The sequence below is a fragment of the Streptomyces mirabilis genome (assembly GCF_018310535.1).
Taxonomy (GTDB): Bacteria; Actinomycetota; Actinomycetes; order Streptomycetales; family Streptomycetaceae; genus Streptomyces.
Genome location: NZ_CP074102.1, coordinates 950,745 through 967,442 on the forward strand (window position 1 = coordinate 950,745; position 16,698 = coordinate 967,442).

Here is a 16,698-nt window from a genome sequence, read left to right on the forward strand (position 1 = left end):
TCCGAATCAAGATCTGCACGCGGTCCTATCGGCCTGGCTCAATGGTTGCTCACGGCCGCCACCCCAGTACACACCGCATCCGGCGCCGGTTGGAGAGATTTCGTCGAACGAGGGACTCCCCATGAAGGCAGACTTGATGGAGGCTCAACAGCCCATCACGGAGGGCACAAGCTCAACGGTCCGGACACGCTCCGGCGCATGCGAAATCGACATCGCTCTGACAGCCGCAGCCGTCTCGGGCGTGCGTGACCTCGTCAGGGCGTGCCTACGTCTGTGGGGCCTGACCGAACTCGACTGGCGGGTCACTCTCACCGTGTCCGAACTGCTGACGAACGCCTTCCAGCACGCCCGCAAGGAGCACGAGTCCTCGGTTCCAGTGAAGGTCGTTCTCACCCGAACCCCTGACGGTGTCTTCCTGTGCGTCAGTGACCCGCACCCCCGGTTCCCGGCCCCCGTCTTGGCTGGCGACAACGACGAAGGCGGTCGCGGCCTGGTGCTGATCAAAAAGCTCAGCGACAGATACGGCTGCTCGTCCACTGCGCACGGCAAGGACGTTTGGGCCACGATCCTGCACTCCGCGTAGCCACACCTGCCCGTCTCACACGAGCCGCGAAAGGACCACCACCATGTGCCGGCACTCGCCGCCGTTCTCCAGGGCCGACGCAACCGACCCGAAGGCCGACGGGATTTCATCGGCGGCGACGATGCGTTCGGAGAGCCCGGATGAGGCTTCGGTCCGGGGCCCAGCCCCCGTGCGGAACCTCTCCGGGGAGGGGAACGTTAGCGAGGACGCCCGTGACTCCGGGTCTACCCTCCTCCGTATCTCCGCGGGCAGGCCGTGATGAATGCCCGCGGGGACGCCACCGTCGAGGAGTTACGACAAGCCTGTCTACGAGCGCTCCGACGCGTCACGCCAGTAGGTCGCAAGCATCTCGCTCGGCCAGGCCGGCTGGCGGACGGTGCCTCGTGGCCCCATCTCCTGAAAGTAGGGGGCCAGGTCCACAACCGGTGTCCCGTCGACCGCGTCGAGATCCGTCACCAGGAGGTCGCGGCCTTCCACGCCCAGCAGCCTTGGGTAGCTGATGGCCAGTTGGTTGGGGCGCCGGTGGTTCCGGTGGACGAATGTTCCGGTCGCCGGCCACTGCGGGTTCCCCCGGGGGCTGCGGGCGTGGAGCTGGACATCCTCGGGCTGCGCCAAGTGAAAGCGCCACGTCACCGTCAAGTGGGAGAACTCTTCGATCCCCTGAAGGGTTTCGAGGGGGTACCCCTGGTTGAGTCGGATCACCGACTGGACCCCGCCCTGGTAGTCGTCCTGAACGCGGGTGTGGCCGCCGACGACCGATGCGATCGATTCGACCTCGTACGTCGTCACCGGTACTGGTTCCTCTCCCTTGGAGATGCGGATCCACGAGCTGCTGTGGGGCACCACGAGCCCGTGTCGCGATCAGCCTATGGCCCGCAGCATGCTCCGTGCCCGGTGGTCCAGTTCGGTGACATGGCGGCCCCCACGTTGTCGGACGGGCGAGAGGTCGCTCTGGAGGCGGACGATGACGTCGCGGGCGCGGCCAGACTGGACGCCAGTCATGGCGTCGAGTGCTTGGTTCCAGGTGGCGCATGCCTCGTCGAGGCGGCCTTGCTGGACCTGGACGGCGCCGAGGTAGCCGAGTGTGACGCTGTGGGTTCGGGCGTACTGCTGGCGTCGGCGGGTGGCAACGCTGCGCTTGAAGTGGATCTCCGCGTCGAGCGGCTGGCCCATGTCGCGCAGAGCACAGGCAGTTTCGTGGGCGAGGGACGCTTCCTGGAAGAAGCCGACGCGGGCCGGCGCCTCGACTGTGTCGGCGCGGGCAAGGTCCCGCTCTGCGCGGCTGATGGCCGCGAGAGTGCCGGCCCGGTCGCCGTCGGCCGCGAGTGCGCGTGCATGGACGATCGCCAGCAGTGCCTTCTCACGATTGCTGGCCTGGCCGTAGCGGTCGCGGGACATCGAGGCGTCGGCCAGGGCGAGCGCCCTACGCGGATGCCCGAGGTCCACGGCCTGGTGGGCGAGGGCGCGCAGGACATGGCCGCCGAGCGGTCCGTCTCCGGCTTCCGCCGCGATCCGGGCGGCGATGGTGAGGTAGCGCTGGGCGGTGCGGTGCTCACTGGCATCGAAGGCCATCCAGCCGGCGAGATAGGTCATCTCTGCCACGGCCGAGTACGTGTCGCGACGGAGCTGATCCGTGCGGAATCGACCGCCGAGCAGCGGCACCGCTTCGTCGAGCAGGTGGCTGGCAAGGGCCTTGCGGCCGGAGGCGCCGCCTCGCTGCTGGTCACGCGCGGAGTAGTAGACCGTGAGGTCGCGGACGTCGTCGATGTCCACCTGGGTCACCGAGCGCGGGGATACCGGTCGACGGTTCGCCGCTGCGGCAGGGGCGGCTGCCCACCACGAGGCGGTAGGCAGGGCGAGGCCAGCCGCGGAGTAGGCGGCGGTGGCCAGCAGCTTGCGTCGGTGCATGTCGAGATCGTCGCTTCCCAGCTCGGCCAATGCGGTCAGAGGGTCGACGCTCCAGTCGGAACCGCTGTCGGTCGTGCCTGTCGGCTCTTCTTCCAGCCCGAGGTCGGCCAAGGTGAGGCGGCGGCCGAGTCTGCGGGACAGCGTCTCGCGCAGGATATGCGGCGCTCTGCCACTCGGCTTCGTGCCCAGGACCCACATGGAAATGTGCGAGCGGGAGATCGCCTCCAGCTCACGCACGCCGCTCTCCGCGGCCACCCGGGCAACGGCAGCGGCTGCTTGCGGCTGGGACCAGCCTGCTTCGCGCAGGAGTGCGGCGAGGGCGACGTTTCGTTCACGGGCCATGGACTGCCCCTCGGTTCCGAAATGATCTTTGGCGCCTTTGGCGGCCTTCCGGTCCGCACAGGCATACCCCTCAGACGGGATTCACGGTTCGCTCAACGTAGCGGCCAGATCACTCACTTCGCACGCCAGCCGTCGGTGCCAACGGGCGATCTCGGCTCACTTTGGCTTGATCCGAACAGGAGTTGTGTCATGCGTCTTTCGCTGGTCCCTCGCGGAGGAGACATCCAGGGCGGGAGCGGAGGGCGAGGGTCCGTCACCGTGGAGCGGGCGCCGCAGCGTGATCACGTGGTGGCCGCGTCGGAGACGGTGACGCTCGTGCTGGGCGATGATTCGCCGCTGCCCGAGAGCGCTTCTGATGTGGAGGACCTCGTTCGCCGTCTGCGCGGTCACGTTGCCCAGTTGGGAGCACGGACCGCTTCGGGCACCCCTGTGTTGCTGCGCGCGCAGAGGCTCTGCTCGGAGAGCGTTCCGGAGGGCTACATGCCCAGCCGGGTGTACCTGGTCCAGCTCGCCGAAGCGACCCAGGAACTGGTCGCGTATGTGGAGCGCGTCGGCCCCGGGGCGATGCTCCCGAGGCGCAGGCGGCGTTGGCGGAAGCCGAGGATCAACGTGCTGCGCAGGGCGGTCTTCGCTGTTGCCCTCGCCTGCTTGGTCTGGGCCGCTTCGGTGCCGCGGACATGACGGCGACCGGAGCCGTCGTCATCGGGCTGATCCTCGTGCCGATGGCCTGGCTTGTTCTGCGCGGCGAGCGCGCAACCGGCCCTGCTGCGCCCGGCGAGGAGTCCCCGCCGTCTCAGATCGCCCCTTCCCCGCCCCGGTGACACCGGTGCCGCTCGTTCCTACTTTCCCGACCGCTGCGGCGGCCCCGAAGCCATCCCCGGATCCGCGGGGCCTACGGAGATCCACACGATGAAGCGCCTTCCGCGTATCGAGCAGTACGGCCTGATCGGCGACATGCAGACCAGTGCCCACGTCTGCGACGACGGTTCGATCGACTGGCTGTGCCTGCCCCGGTTCGACTCGCCGGCCGTCTTCGCCAGCCTGCTCGGCACGCAGAAACACGGCACCTGGCGGATCGCTCCGGCCGCTCCCGCTGGCCGTTCCAGCTCCGAAGCAGTCGCCGAGCGCCGGTACCGCGGTGACTCGCTCGTCCTTGAATCGGTATGGCGCACCCAGGCCGGTTCGGTCCGCGTCCTGGACTTCATGCCACCGCGCGACGGGGCACCGCAGGTGATCCGGATCGTCGAGGGCCTGACCGGTGAGGTCTCCATGGTCTCGGCCATGCGTCCGCGGCCGGGGTACGGCGGCGTCAGCCCGTGGATTCACGAGGTCGGTGGGCGCATGGTCGCGGAGGCCGGCGCGGACGCTCTGTGGCTCGACACCTGCGTCCAGCAGGTGGAGAAGGACGGCGTCATCGTCAGTGCCTTCTCCGTCGCCGCCGGGCAGAGCGTGGCGTTCGTCCTCAGTTGGTGCCAGTCCCACGCGACGGCGCCCGACGTTCCCGACCCGGAGGCCGCGCTCAGCGAGACGCTCACGTTCTGGCGGGACTGGACACGGGAGTGCACCTACGAGGGGCCCTATCGCGAGCCCGTGGTCCGTTCATCGATCGCGCTGAAGGCGATGACGTACGGGCCGAGCGGTGGGATCGTCGCGGCGCCGACCACGTCGCTGCCCGAGGAGATCGGCGGAAATCGGAACTGGGACTATCGCTTCACCTGGTTACGGGACGCCTCCACGACGCTGGCCGCACTGCTGGGAACCGGGTACCGGCAAGAGGCGCAGGCATGGCGGCGTTGGCTCTTGCGTGCCGTGGCCGGCGATCCGGAGAACCTGCAGATCATGTACGGGATCACCGGGGAGCGTGACCTGCGGGAGCGGGTGTTGCCCTGGCTGCCCGGGTACGAGGGAGCAGCGCCGGTGCGGGTCGGCAATGGGGCAGCGGACCAGCTTCAGCTCGACGTGTACGGCGAGGTGATCGAGACCCTGTACCTCGCGCACGAGAGCGGTGTGGCCCACTGTGCCGACACCGCCGTGCTGCACCAGCGACTCGTCGAGCACCTGGCACAGCGCTGGCAGGAGCCCGATGAGGGGATCTGGGAGATTCGCGGGGCACGCCGGCACTTCGTGCACTCGAAGGTGATGGCCTGGGTGGCGATCGACCGCACCATCCGCTTGGTGGAGGCCGGCTCCCTCCACATGGACCTGGACTACTTGGCCGAACTGCGGGCGAAGATCCACCACGAGGTCTGCACCAAGGGCTTTGACCCGGTGCGCAACACCTTCACCCAGTCCTACGGCTCGCAGGAGCTGGATGCCGCCACGCTGCTGATCCCCCGCGTCGGCTTCCTGCCGCCGGACGATCCGCGCGTCGTCGGCACCGTGGACGCGGTACGTCGTGAACTCTCCACCCCGGACGGGCTCGTACGCCGGTACCCGACCATCGGCGACCACGCCGGGGTGGACGGCCTGACCGGAGACGAGGGCACATTCGTCCTCTGCTCCTTCTGGCTCGTCGACGCCCTGGCCCTGACCGGCCGACTGGACGAGGCCCACGCCCTGTTCGAACGCCTCCTCGCGCTGCGCAACGACCTCGGGCTCCTGGCCGAGGAGTACGACCCCGTCCAGCAGCGCCAGCTCGGCAACTTCCCGCAGGCGTTCAGCCACATGGGCCTGATCCAGAGCGCCCGGCTCCTTCAGCTCCTGGCGACGCAGTCCTCCCACCACCGCGGCGCGGTCGCGGTTCCGACGCCCCGCTCGACCTCACGCAGCACACGCCAGACCTGCGCAGACCTGACGCCGCAGCACGCTTAGCCACCCCCACCCTGACGAGGATTCCCATGCCTGACAGCGCCTTCCCGGCACGGCTGGCCGCTACCGGCCACCGCAGACGGCGGCCTCCGATCGACGCGTTCACGCTGCACCGTGTCCGCCGCGCCGTGGCACTGCCCCTGGTGCTCCTTGCCACGCTGCTCGGTGCCGCCTTCCCCCTCTGGTCGGTGTCCGCGGCAGGCCCCGGCTGGCTCCTGGTCGGTCTGGTCTGCGGACTGGCTGGGGTCGCCACGGTGGCGGCTCGCGGAGCGCGAACGGCCGCAGGGGCCGTGCAGACAGCCGCGGAGGAGGCCCGGGTAGCGGCACTGACCGCGGTCGCGGGGGCAGCGGCAGCCGTCGAGAAGTCGGTGCAGTGGTCGGCGGACGAGCTGTGCCGCGGGGGACGCCCGCCGCTGCCGGACCTGCAGGCGCCACCATCGGCCAGTCCGAACGCCGAGATCAACAAGGCGTTGAGTGCAGTCCAGGCGCAGGCCATCGCGTCGCTGATACGTGTGCACGACGAGTCCCAGTCCGTCGTCCTCCTGGAAGTGCTGCGCCGTCTGGCCATGCGCGAGCACGCCCTGGTCGGCAAGGCGCTTCAGGCACTGAGCCAGCTGGAGATGCTGACCGACGACCCGGAGCTGCTGGCCAAGATCTTCGAGATCGATCACCTCGTGACGCGGATGCGTCGCCAGGTTGAGAGCACGGCGGTGCTGGGCGGGCAGTCCCTGCGCAGCGTGCGCCGGCCTGTTCCCGTCGCGACGGCGCTGCGCGGCGCGGTCTCCGAGGTCGTGCAGTATCCGCGTGTGGCCGTCGCGGCCGGGTCTGTGGGCGCCGAGCTGGGTCTTCCCGGACATGTGGGTCCGGACCTGACGCACCTGCTGGCCGAGCTGATCGAGAACGCCTGCGAGTGCTCCGATCCGGCGACGAAGGTGATGGTGCGTGCGCAGCGGGTGGCGAACGGGCTGGCGGTCGAGGTCGAGGACCGGGCCATCCCCATGCATCCGCAGACGCGGGCACAGATGAACCACCTGCTCAAAGCCCCCGACGAGGTCGATGTCAGCGGCCAAGTCCGAGCCGGCCAGCTCGGCTTGCTGGTCGCCGCGAAGATCGCCCAGTCCCACGGGCTGTCCGTTCTCCTGCAGGAGAACGTGACAGGAGGCACCACCGCCCTGGTCGTTATTCCGGCACGGCTCCTCGTAGCGATTCCCTCCGTCGACGATGCGAGTGCGCTGCCGAAGGAAGCCCGCCCCTCCGCGCCGCAGCCGCGGCAGGTTGCCGCGACTCCAGCCATCCCGACGGCAGGCCAGGTCACACGCCCCGGCACCGCAGGGGCACCGGGAGCCGCAGAGGCAGGTCACTCTGCTGATGCGCCCGCTCTTCCCACGCGTAGACGTCAGGTCGGCTCGTTCCATCCACCACGCGAGCGGGAGCAAGCCCCCGTGACCGCGGCGACGCCAGGGCTCGCAGCCGCCTTCCGCAACGGCATCCAGGCCGGCGGGGCCGCCGGTTCTCCCACCGCTTCGACAGAGCAGCCCAGGCCCTGAGCCTCGCCCTTCCTTCCACGTTCCCGGCGGCCCGTTATATCCGCTGGCCCTTCCCCCTTCTGGAGCGATCCCTATGAGCACCCATCCCGCGATGAACAGCGTGACCGGCGACGCGCCCGCATCCGAGACAACGGCAAGCGGACAGCGGGACAACATGGCCTGGCTGCTGCGTCAGTTCGCCTCCGATGTCCCGGGCGTCACGCACGCCGTCCTGCTGTCGCGGGACGGGCTGCGGCTGCTGGACAGCGACGTCGACAAGGACTGGGCGGACGAACTGTCGGCCGCGCTCAGCGGAGTTGCCTCCCTCGCGGCGAACATCACCGGCCCCAGCCACAAGAAGAGGCCGGCCAGGCAGGTCGTCATCGAGCGAGACGACTGCCTGTTCTTCGTCCAGAGCGCTGGTCGCAGCGCGGCCTTCGAAAACCACCCCGGCAACGAACGCGGTGTGGTGGACACGGTCCTCGCCGTCATCGCCACCACGGACGCCGACGCGGGCACCGTCGGGTACGAGACGGGGCGCCTCGTGCAGAAGTTCGCCCCCTACATGCAGATCCCCGTCCGCGTCGGCACGGGTGCTGAGGTCCGGTGACCACACACGGCCGCGCTGCCGAGGACTCGACGTTCGTGCGGACCTACACCCTGACGCGCGGGCGCACCAAGCCGCGGCACCTGCTCGGCCTGGAAACCGTGCTGGACGCCGGACCGGGGCGGCCCGGCCCGGCGCAAGCCGAGGAATGCGAGGAGATCCTCGCCCTGTGCCGGGAGCGCCGGCGTTCGGTGACCGAACTGGCGGGCCGACTCCGTCGCCCCGTCACCGCCGTGAAGATCCTCGTCTCGGACCTCCTAGACGCCGACGCCCTGGTCGTCCCCGTCACCTCCCCCTATGCCGCAGCCGACGCGGACGCGGATGCAGGTCCCTCCCCACAACTGCTGGCGGCCCTCTCAGCGGGCCTGAAAAGGAAGTGGCCCGATGCCATCGCCTACCCCCAGGCCGGATGACCCGGCCGTGGTGCTGCGGACTCCGGCGCGCCCGCATGCCGGTGCACCTACCGTGCTGAAGATCGTGATCGCCGGGGGCTTCGGCGCGGGCAAGACCACCGCCGTGGGCGCGGTCAGCGAGATCACGCCGCTGAGCACGGAGGAGTACCTGACCGAAGCGAGCGCGGACGTGGACAGCCTGGAAGGCGTCGAGGCCAAGCAGACCACTACGGTTGCCTTCGACTTCGGTCGCCTCAGCCTGCCCGACGCGCCCGTACCCCTGGAACTGTTCCTGTTCGGCACGCCCGGCCAGGACCGGTTCGTCGACCTCTGGTACGACCTCTCCCGCGGAGCCGTCGGCGCGGTCGTCCTGGTCGACACCCGCCGCCTGGAAAGCAGCTTCACCCCCGTCAGCTTCTTCGAAGACATCGGCCTGCCCTTCGTCGTCGCCGTGAACCAGTTCGACGGAGCACACCGCTACCACCCCGAACAGGTCCGTACCGCCCTCGAACTCCCCGCCTCTGTACCGGTGGTCACCTGCGACGCCCGCGACCCGAACCACGTCGCCGGCGTCCTGCTGACCCTCGTCGGCCACGCCGTGAGAAACGCAGCGGCAGGCCCCGTCCGCCCCACACCCACTACCGCCCTCCAGGACGCCTGATGACATACCAGCCCACCAACCCCTACCTCGGACCGCAGACCCCGCCCACGCAGGCACTACCGCGCCGCAACATGCGGGACCTCGCCCCTGGGCCGTCCGTCCCGGCCGCCGCCGTCACCGGCCCGCAGGCCCAGCAGACGACCGAACTAGCGCGGCGGTACGAGCTGATCGAGCGCCTGGGCATGCCTACCGCTGCCAGCGACGACTTCGACGAGATGGCCCGCGACATGGCCACGCAGGCCGGGTTCCTGTACGGGTTCGTCAATCTGTTCCTGGAGGAGCAGACCTTCGTCGGACTGCACCAGCCGTCGGCGGACAGCGGGTACGTCATCGTCGGCCGCACCATGAGCCGCGACCACGGCTGGTGCCCGGAGGTCATGGCCCGAAAGAAGGCCCTCCCGCTGCACGACGTGCACGCCAGCCCTCGCTTCAGCAGCAACCACGTGGTCGACGCGGTCGGGATCCGCTCCTACTTCGGCGCCCCGCTCATCCACGACAGCGGCACCGTGCTGGGCACGGTGTGCGTCATCGACCCCGAGAAACGGCCCCTGAGCGAGGCCCGACGGCTCAGAGACATCGTCATCAACGCCGGCGCGCAGGTGATGGACCACATCGTCCGCGCCCCCGTCCGCTAGGCCGTTCCACACCCCCACCCGGGAGCCGTAGGCGATCCCCGGCCGCTCCACGTCGCGACCTTCACCCAGGGAGAGGGAGACCATGTCCGCCACACCCACCACACCGCCACCAGCGCTGCGTCCCTACCTCACCGCCCGCCACGAACTGCTGTGGGACGAGGCGGACGCCTTCGCGGCCGAGCACGTCGCGCCGCGCACCGCTCGTATGGAGGCCGCGCCGGGCAGGGTAGAGCGCAAGGTCGCCGACCTGATGGCCGCACGGGGCTGGTTCGCCGTCACCGTCCCGTCCGCCTTCGGCGGGCTGAGTGCCGGACACGTGGCCAAGACCATCCTGGTCCACCGCATCGCCTGCGTCTCGGCAGCTGCCGCGGCCATCCTGCAGGCCACCCTGATCCCCGTCGGCGCCCTGCTGCACTTCGCCACCTACGAACAGAAGGGCCGCTGGCTGCCCCGAGTCGCGGACGGTTCCCTGCTGTTGTCGATCGCCGTGACCGAACCGCAGGCCGGCGGACACATCGGCGGCATCGAAACCACCGCCGAACGCGCCGGCAGCGAGTGGGTGATCACCGGCAGCAAGATCCATATCGGCAACAGCCACCTCGCGGGAGCCCACCTCGTCGTAGCCCGAACCGCCGAGGCAGGCGTGAGCGCCTCCCAGGCACTGACCGCGTTCATGGTCGAAGCCAACCGCCCCGGGCTCGCCGTCTCCGACCACCGCCCGGGCCTCGGTCTGCACGGCTTCTCCGCCGGCCGCCTCGATCTCGACCACGTCCGCGTCCCCGAAGACCACGTGGTCGGAGAGATCGGCCGAGGGCTGAGCGTGGCCCAGAGCAGCAGCATCCTGTACGGCCGTCCCAATCTGGCCGCCGTCAGCCTCGGCATTCACGAAGCGATCGTGGCCACCACCGCTGCTCGTCTCAAGACCCGTCCCCGCTACCGGGGCACCCTGTCCGACCTGCCCGTACTGCGGGACCGCATCGGCGGCATGGAGGCCCGCCTGCGCGCCGGCCGGATACTCGCCTACCAGTCCGTGCATCTCCTCGACCAGGGCCTGCCCTGCGACGCCGACCTGATCAACGCCAAGTACCTCGGCCACCAGTGGGCCGTGCAGTCCGCCCAGGACGCCATGGAACTGCACGGCGCCCACGCCCTCGACCGCGACTACGTCCTCCAACGCCTGTGGCGCGACATCCAGCACACCTACCCGCCCGCCGGAACCGGCGAGGTCCAGCGCATACGCCTGGCCGACGCCGCCTTCGACGAGGACCACATCCAGTGGTCCGAGCGCCTCGCCGCCGAAGCTGCCTGGGCACGCCCCGGCCCGACCGCCGCATGAGCCCCCGTGCGCGGCACCCCGTGAATCCAGACCGCCGCGCACGGGCCCGTGCCGCCGGGCCCCGTCCCCCGCGGGGACCGGTGGCACCCATCCCGGTGACCGTCCATTCCAGCCGAGAAAGAGACATCGTGACCCCGCCCGTGACGACCAGCGCACCGATCACCCCCCTGACACCGACCCTGCAGCGCGTCGCCCAACACCTCGCGAACGGCCTTACACCCCAAGAGATCGCCACGAAGACAGGACTGTCGGCGGTCACCGTCCGCCAGTACATCCGCGACATCCGCGAGAGCCTCCACTGCCCGCCCCGCTGCAAGCCCCCGGTGATCGTGCACCGACTGTTCACCACCCAGCGGGTGGCCCCTCCCACGACCGACAGGCCGACGCCGGAGCTCAGCTCGAAGCAGCTGCTGCTGCTTCGAGCCGTCGCTGAGCACAGCGATACCCGCGACATCGCCGTCGCCGCCAAGATCGCCCCGGCCGACCTGCGCGCCGCGCTCGACCAGCTCCTCGCCGACACGGGCGCACAGGACACCACCGAACTGGTGGTCCTGGCGCACAGCTGGCAGCTACTGCCGGCCGAGCAAGCCGCCCACGCGACGCGAAGCGGGGCAACCCAGTGATCCGCCCCACGACCCCCACGGCCAACGAGGACCGCTCCGCCCCCGTCCCGTTCACGCAGGCGCCGCCGGCCGCCATCTACGAGATGCGCATGCTGAGCACCGCGGCCGAGCGCGAGGAAGCCGCCGCCCTCGTCCAGGACCGCCAGCGCTGGCTCACCCTGCACGGCCTGCCCGTACCCGCCCGAGCCGACATCCCCGCGCAGTTCCGCGAGGCGCAGACCATGCCCGCCGGGCTGTTCGAGGACGGGAGGCTGCTGGCCTGCATGATCCCCGAGCACGACCCCGACCTCGGATGGGGCCAGAGTCCGTGCCTCTTCCTCCAAAGCGTCCACACCCTGCCCGGCCAGTCCGACGACATCACCCGCCTGATCACCCTGTGGGCGTCCGACTTCGCCGCCCGAGTCGACCTCCACGTCGTACGGGCCGAGACCCTGGCCCGCCACGCCCTCGAAGCCGAACCCCTCGCTGCCCTTCTGCGTCGGCTCACGGACACCGGCTGGGACGTGTGCGGATCCGGCCCCGGACGCGACGGCGATCGAGTCGCCCGCCTCGAACTCCCCGCCGAGCACCGCCCCGGGCTCCGCGCGCTGATCAGCTGCCAGGTCCACGCGCCTCAGCCGGCCCCGGATGATCGGAGCAACGCGTGACAACCGACGAACCGCAGCGGCCCGACCTCGCCCGCGAACTGATCGCCCGCGCCACGGAATCGGCCGCGCACCGGGCCAAACGCGTGCGCGACCAGCTCGACGCCGTCCAACTCGGACAGGGCCGGCACACCGACCACGCCAACACCAAGGTGCTGCGCCGCATCCTGGCCGACCACGACTGGCCCGGGCACCGCCTCGTCGGCCCCGACGCGGCCCGTGCCGCGTGGAGCATCGCCCTGCACAGCGACGACGAACCCGACTTCCAGCGCGCCGCCACCACCCTGCTGGGACGTGCGGTCCAGGCCGGCGACGCGCTGGTCCAGCACTGGGCGCACCTTCACGACCGCGCCCTCATCACCAGCGGGCGCGACCAGGAGTACGGCACCCAGCTCCTGCTGCGCGCCGACGGCATCGAACTGTGCCCGCTGCGCGCGCCGGAGTCAGTCGACGCACGCAGGGCCACCGTGGGTCTGCCGCCGATCGCTGTCGCTCTGAAGGCGGTGCGCCGCCGGTACACCGCGCATAACTCTGCCGATGAAGCCCCGACCGTCGTCCTCGCGGGGGCCGCGTGAAGCAGCGGAACCCCAGGTTCTCCACCAGTCGGCCTCCCGGCCGCAACTCCGCTCCGCGAAAGGATCGTTGACAGATGAAGCTCACCACCGCCGTCCTCGCTGCCGGTGCTGCCGTCTCCCTCACCACCGCTGTGGTCGGAGCCGTCCGGCTCAGGCAGGACGCGCGGCACCAGGCCGAGCGCAACGAGGCGGTCGTCGCCCGCAACCAGCTCGACTGGCTGGCGCAGATGTCCGCCAACGCCGACCTCGCCAAGCTCTGGGCGCCCGAGGACATGGACGTCGAGGAGTACATGCAGCTGCTCCATGCCAACCAGCAGATCTGCACCCTCAGCCTGCGCGACCGCCTGGGCTTCGTCCGCGACGGACAACTGCCCTTCTACGCCTCGATGCTCATGAACAGCGACGTCTGCCGGCGCTACTGGGCCCGTTTCGGAGACCTTCGCGCCCAGGAGGCCGAGGGCGACGAACGCGCCGAGCACTTCACCAAGGTCCTGAACCAGGCCGCGAAGGCCCACCAGGAAGCGCAGCCCGTAGCAGCCTGACGGCACGGGTCCCATCGACTCCCAGACGTCCTGGACCAGGCGACGCCTTCGCCCGCCACCGTCTGGCACCAAGCTCCGGGCCCCGGCCGGGTCCCGGGATCCCGCACCACCCATCGCCACAAGGAGGCAAGCATGACCGCCGTGCAGACGGAGAGGCCGACCACCCCCGTGCAGTCGGACCTGGCAACCACCGACGAGACCGACCCGTTCGGGCTCGACATCACCTTCATCGAGGGCACGCCGGCGACCGAGACAGTCCTGATGTGCAGCACGGGCGACACCTGCGGCAGCTCCTGCCCCAGCGCCTGCACCACCTCGTAAGCCGGACCACCCCGGCAACGCGGGCCGGACGGGGCTCTCCCCGTCCGGCCCGCCCCGCCCGCCACGCAGAAGATGAGGAGAGCCCTGATGACACGGCACCGGCCCAGCCTGTACGAGGCCGCGGGGCAGGCCATGCTGCGCGCCGCGGTACACACGACCGAGCCCGCCATGCCGCCCTGGCCGACGACCACGGCGCCCGTGGAAGAGTGGCGCGCGTGGCTGAGCACGGTGTGGTCCGACACCGGCTTCCGCCGGACCGTGTCGCAGGCGAGCCCTCACCTGGCGGACCAGGTGCAGGCCATCATCGACGGCCGCACACCGAAGGTGCGCCGGATACGCCGGGCGGCGCTGGCCACCGCCCGCTACGCGATCCGCTACGCCCGCCGCTCCACCCCCTACGGCCTGTTCGCCGGCGTCGCCCCGCTCGGCTTCGCCCAGGTCACGTCCGTCCGCATCGGCGACGAGCACCAGGCCGTGGCCCGCCCCGAGCCGGTCGGACTCGAGGAGATGCTCAGCGCCTGGGAGAGCGACGCTGCGCGCATGGCCGACGCCGAGGTCTGCGTCAACACCCTGATCTGTCAGCGCGACCAGCACATCCACGTGCCCTCCGAGGGCGACGCCGAGTTCCGCCTCACCCTCAGCCCCGCGCTGCGTCTCGTACTCGACCTGGCCCGATCGCCGATCGGGTACCGCCAGTTGTCCGACAAGCTGGCCGCGGAGTTCCCCGCCGTGAGCGGCACCGCGCGTGACCGGCTGCTCGGTGATCTGCTGCGGGTGCGGCTGCTGCGCTCCTCGCTGCGCGCGCCCGCCACCGTCGCCGACCCCACCGACGTCTTACCGCCCGCGGCGCGCGCTCAAGTAGCCGGCCTGCGGACCGCGTGCGACCTGCGGCTGGACTCCGACGTGCGGCTGCCCGAGCAGGTGCTGACCGAAGCGGAGACCGCCGCGACCGTCCTGGCCCGCCTGGTCACCCATCCGACCGGGACACCGACCTGGCGGCGGTGGATCGAGCAGTTCTCCGAGCGCTACGGCGAGAACACCGCGGTGCCGGTGGAAGCGGTGACGGACCCTGACCGGGGCGTGGGCTTCCCTGCAGGCTTCGCCACGGCGAGCGAACCGCCCCGACCGATGTCCCGGCGTGACCGCCTGCTGCTGGAGCTGGCCGGCACCGCCGCTGCCGAAGGCAGCCGCACCGTCGCGGTGACCGGGGCGATGATCGAGGAACTGGAAGCAGCGGCCGGCGACAAGCCCCACGGCCTGGCGCCTCACCTCGAACTGGCCGCACAGGTCCACGCCACCTCTGTTCCGGCCCTGGACCGGGGCGACTTCCGGCTGCGCGTGCTCACCGTCTCCCGCTCGGCCGGATCAATGACCGGTCGGTTCTGGCACCTGTTCCCCGGCGCCGAGGAGGCGTACGCGAACCTGCCCACCGTCGATCCGGAGGCGGAACTCGCGCAGCTCTCCTTCCACGCCGGACGCGTGCCGGCCGACCTGCTCACCCGCGCGCCCCAGGCCCTGCCCCGGATCGTCAGCGTCGGCGAATTCCGCCGCCCCGAACCGCACGTCCTCTTCCCCCGCGACCTGTCGGTCACCGTCGCCGACGGCCGCCCCCAGCTGGTGGAGTCCGCGACGGGCAAGCCGCTGGAGCTGCTGGCCCCCACCGCCATCAACTTCCTGTGGAACAACTACACCCCGCCGATGGCCCGCTTCCTCGGCGAGATCAGCCGGGCCGCGTCCCCGCAGGTGACCTGGTTCGACTGGGGCGCCGCCTGGACCCTGCCCTTCACCCCGGCCCTCACCTACCGGCGCACCATCCTCACCACCGCCCGGTGGAAGATCCGCAGCCGCACGCTGCCCGCCCGCACCGCCCCACTCCAGCAGTGGGCGGACCAACTCCACGCCTGGCGTGCCCGGTTCCGGGTGCCGGAGCGGGTCCTGCTCGCCGAGGACGACCAGCAGCTGCCCCTCGACCTCACCCGCGACGTCGACCTGGACCTCCTGCGCGCCCACCTGGACGCCAACCCCTTCGGCATCGCCACGCTGCACGACGCGCCCCCGCCGGACGCCGACGGGTGGATCGGCGGCCGGCCCCACAGCATCGTCGTCCCCCTGGCCAGGCGCTCATGACCACGACGACCGTGCCCCGTACGCAGGACCTGTCCGAGGGCGCCCTGGGGATGGCCCTGCTCGACATCGAGCGCCGGGACCTGTCCACCGCCCGCCGCCACCTCGCCCAGGCCACCGTCCGAGGGGTGAGCACCGGCAGCAACGCCAGCCTCTTCCACGGCGCACCCGCCCTGGAGCTCGTCCTGGCCCGCGCCCACGGGGCCGGAGACGACGTCCGCGCGGCCGTCGACCGCGTCGTGGACGCCCGGCTCGCCGCCGCCCACCGCCGTCAGGCGGCCGGCGCGCTGCCTCACCTCGCCGAATGGGACCTCATCCGCGGCCTGACCGGACTCGCCGCCCTGCTGCTGTCCCGCCGCCCGATCGCGCCCCGGCTGCCCGACGTGCTCGCCTGCCTCGTCGCGCTCGCCCACCCCGCCCGTGGTGAAGGCCGGATGCTGCCCGGGTGGTGGTCGGCGGTCGGCCCGGACGGGAAGGAGATGGCCGGCGGGCACGGCAACAACGGCATGGCCCACGGCATCGCGGGGCCCCTTGCCGTGCTCTCCCTCGCCCTGCGCGCCGGAGTCAGCGTCCCCGGCCAGGAGGAAGCCGTCGGCACGTTCGCGACCTGGCTCGACCGGCACGGCGCCCACTACTGGTCCACCGCAGCACACCTGGACGCCGACCAGCCACCCGAGGCGGAACCGGCCCGCCAGTCCTGGTGCTACGGCCAGCCCGGCATCGCCCGCGCCCAGCAGCTCGCCGCGCTCGCCCTCGGCGACCCCGCACGGCGCCGAGCGGCCGAGGACACCGTCGAGACCATCCTGACCGACCCGCTGCGGCTCGCCCGCATCACCGACTCGACGCTCTGCCACGGCTGGGCCGGGCTGCTGATGCTCACCCGCACGGTCGCCGCCGACAGCCCCGCACCCGCACGCTTCACCCCGATCATCCAGGACCTGCACCGACGGCTGGCCGCCGACTGGGAGCACCTGCCCAAACCCGGATTCATGGAAGGCCGCGCCGGAGCCCAACTCGCCCTGAACGCCACCGACACCACCGGCTGGACCCGCGTCCTCCTGCTCGCCTGAT

Annotated in this window: 19 protein-coding genes; 17 read left to right on the forward strand and 2 right to left on the reverse strand. The window is 71.0% G+C overall.

Annotation, left to right across the window (positions count from 1 at the left end; translation table 11 throughout):
- Positions 1-241 precede the first annotated feature (241 nt).
- Positions 242-583 carry an ATP-binding protein gene (locus tag SMIR_RS04345; protein WP_249938342.1) on the forward strand — a complete coding sequence of 114 codons (342 nt, stop codon included), beginning with the start codon at positions 242-244 and terminating at the stop codon, positions 581-583.
- A gap of 306 nt (positions 584-889) precedes the next feature.
- On the opposite strand, the gene SMIR_RS04350 is transcribed toward SMIR_RS04345, so the two are convergent.
- A complete protein-coding gene (locus SMIR_RS04350) occupies positions 890-1,372 on the reverse strand; it encodes an SAM-dependent methyltransferase (protein WP_143609770.1) in 483 nt (160 codons plus the stop codon).
- A gap of 72 nt (positions 1,373-1,444) precedes the next feature.
- Positions 1,445-2,833, reverse strand: a complete 1,389-nt coding sequence (locus SMIR_RS04355; protein WP_201264460.1) for an NsdA family TPR-like regulatory protein — start codon at positions 2,831-2,833, stop codon at positions 1,445-1,447.
- A 189-nt stretch (positions 2,834-3,022) separates the two neighbouring features.
- Between SMIR_RS04355 and SMIR_RS04360 the strand changes: the two genes are divergently transcribed.
- The 16 genes from SMIR_RS04360 to SMIR_RS04435 all read left to right on the forward strand — a co-directional run bounded on the left by SMIR_RS04360 (position 3,023) and on the right by SMIR_RS04435 (position 16,697).
- The gene (locus tag SMIR_RS04360) at positions 3,023-3,514 is read left to right on the forward strand and encodes a DUF6415 family natural product biosynthesis protein (RefSeq protein WP_249938343.1); all 492 of its coding nucleotides are present in this window, start codon (positions 3,023-3,025) and stop codon (positions 3,512-3,514) included.
- Positions 3,511-3,654: a hypothetical protein gene (locus tag SMIR_RS04365; protein WP_212726545.1), complete on the forward strand. Its 144-nt coding sequence runs from the start codon at positions 3,511-3,513 to the stop codon at positions 3,652-3,654. Before SMIR_RS04360 ends, SMIR_RS04365 begins: the two co-directional genes overlap by 4 nt.
- Positions 3,655-3,742: 88 nt before the next feature.
- Complete coding sequence (locus SMIR_RS04370) at positions 3,743-5,644, forward strand: glycoside hydrolase family 15 protein (protein WP_212726546.1); 1,902 nt, start codon at positions 3,743-3,745, stop codon at positions 5,642-5,644.
- 26 nt (positions 5,645-5,670) lie between these two features.
- A complete protein-coding gene (locus SMIR_RS04375; RefSeq protein WP_212726547.1) occupies positions 5,671-7,188 on the forward strand; it encodes a sensor histidine kinase in 1,518 nt (505 codons plus the stop codon).
- Positions 7,189-7,261: 73 nt separating this feature from the next.
- Entirely contained in the window at positions 7,262-7,777 is a 516-nt protein-coding gene (locus SMIR_RS04380; protein ID WP_212726548.1) for a roadblock/LC7 domain-containing protein, read from the forward strand.
- Positions 7,774-8,187, forward strand: a complete 414-nt coding sequence (locus SMIR_RS04385) for a DUF742 domain-containing protein (RefSeq protein ID WP_212726549.1) — start codon at positions 7,774-7,776, stop codon at positions 8,185-8,187. The genes SMIR_RS04380 and SMIR_RS04385 overlap by 4 nt, the downstream gene beginning before the upstream one ends.
- Positions 8,188-8,239: 52 nt before the next feature.
- Positions 8,240-8,827: a GTP-binding protein gene (locus SMIR_RS04390; RefSeq protein ID WP_212726550.1), complete on the forward strand. Its 588-nt coding sequence runs from the start codon at positions 8,240-8,242 to the stop codon at positions 8,825-8,827.
- Positions 8,827-9,462 (forward strand): GAF domain-containing protein, encoded by a 636-nt coding sequence (locus tag SMIR_RS04395; protein WP_212726551.1) that lies wholly within the window; start codon positions 8,827-8,829, stop codon positions 9,460-9,462. Before SMIR_RS04390 ends, SMIR_RS04395 begins: the two co-directional genes overlap by 1 nt.
- Positions 9,463-9,544: 82 nt before the next feature.
- Positions 9,545-10,798 (forward strand): acyl-CoA dehydrogenase family protein, encoded by a 1,254-nt coding sequence (locus tag SMIR_RS04400; RefSeq protein WP_212726552.1) that lies wholly within the window; start codon positions 9,545-9,547, stop codon positions 10,796-10,798.
- A gap of 128 nt (positions 10,799-10,926) precedes the next feature.
- The gene (locus SMIR_RS04405; protein ID WP_249938344.1) at positions 10,927-11,421 is read left to right on the forward strand and encodes a LuxR C-terminal-related transcriptional regulator; all 495 of its coding nucleotides are present in this window, start codon (positions 10,927-10,929) and stop codon (positions 11,419-11,421) included.
- A gap of 74 nt (positions 11,422-11,495) precedes the next feature.
- Positions 11,496-12,068 (forward strand): hypothetical protein, encoded by a 573-nt coding sequence (locus tag SMIR_RS04410; RefSeq protein ID WP_212728280.1) that lies wholly within the window; start codon positions 11,496-11,498, stop codon positions 12,066-12,068.
- The gene (locus tag SMIR_RS04415; RefSeq protein WP_143609762.1) at positions 12,065-12,640 is read left to right on the forward strand and encodes a DUF6624 domain-containing protein; all 576 of its coding nucleotides are present in this window, start codon (positions 12,065-12,067) and stop codon (positions 12,638-12,640) included. Before SMIR_RS04410 ends, SMIR_RS04415 begins: the two co-directional genes overlap by 4 nt.
- Before the next feature lie 74 nt (positions 12,641-12,714).
- The gene (locus SMIR_RS04420) at positions 12,715-13,182 is read left to right on the forward strand and encodes a DUF6082 family protein (protein WP_212726554.1); all 468 of its coding nucleotides are present in this window, start codon (positions 12,715-12,717) and stop codon (positions 13,180-13,182) included.
- Positions 13,183-13,314: 132 nt separating this feature from the next.
- Entirely contained in the window at positions 13,315-13,503 is a 189-nt protein-coding gene (locus SMIR_RS04425) for an FxLD family lanthipeptide (protein WP_212726555.1), read from the forward strand.
- An 87-nt stretch (positions 13,504-13,590) separates the two neighbouring features.
- Positions 13,591-15,630 carry a lantibiotic dehydratase family protein gene (locus tag SMIR_RS04430; RefSeq protein WP_249938346.1) on the forward strand — a complete coding sequence of 680 codons (2,040 nt, stop codon included), beginning with the start codon at positions 13,591-13,593 and terminating at the stop codon, positions 15,628-15,630.
- Complete coding sequence (locus SMIR_RS04435; protein WP_212726556.1) at positions 15,627-16,697, forward strand: lanthionine synthetase C family protein; 1,071 nt, start codon at positions 15,627-15,629, stop codon at positions 16,695-16,697. The genes SMIR_RS04430 and SMIR_RS04435 overlap by 4 nt, the downstream gene beginning before the upstream one ends.
- Position 16,698 lies beyond the last annotated feature (1 nt).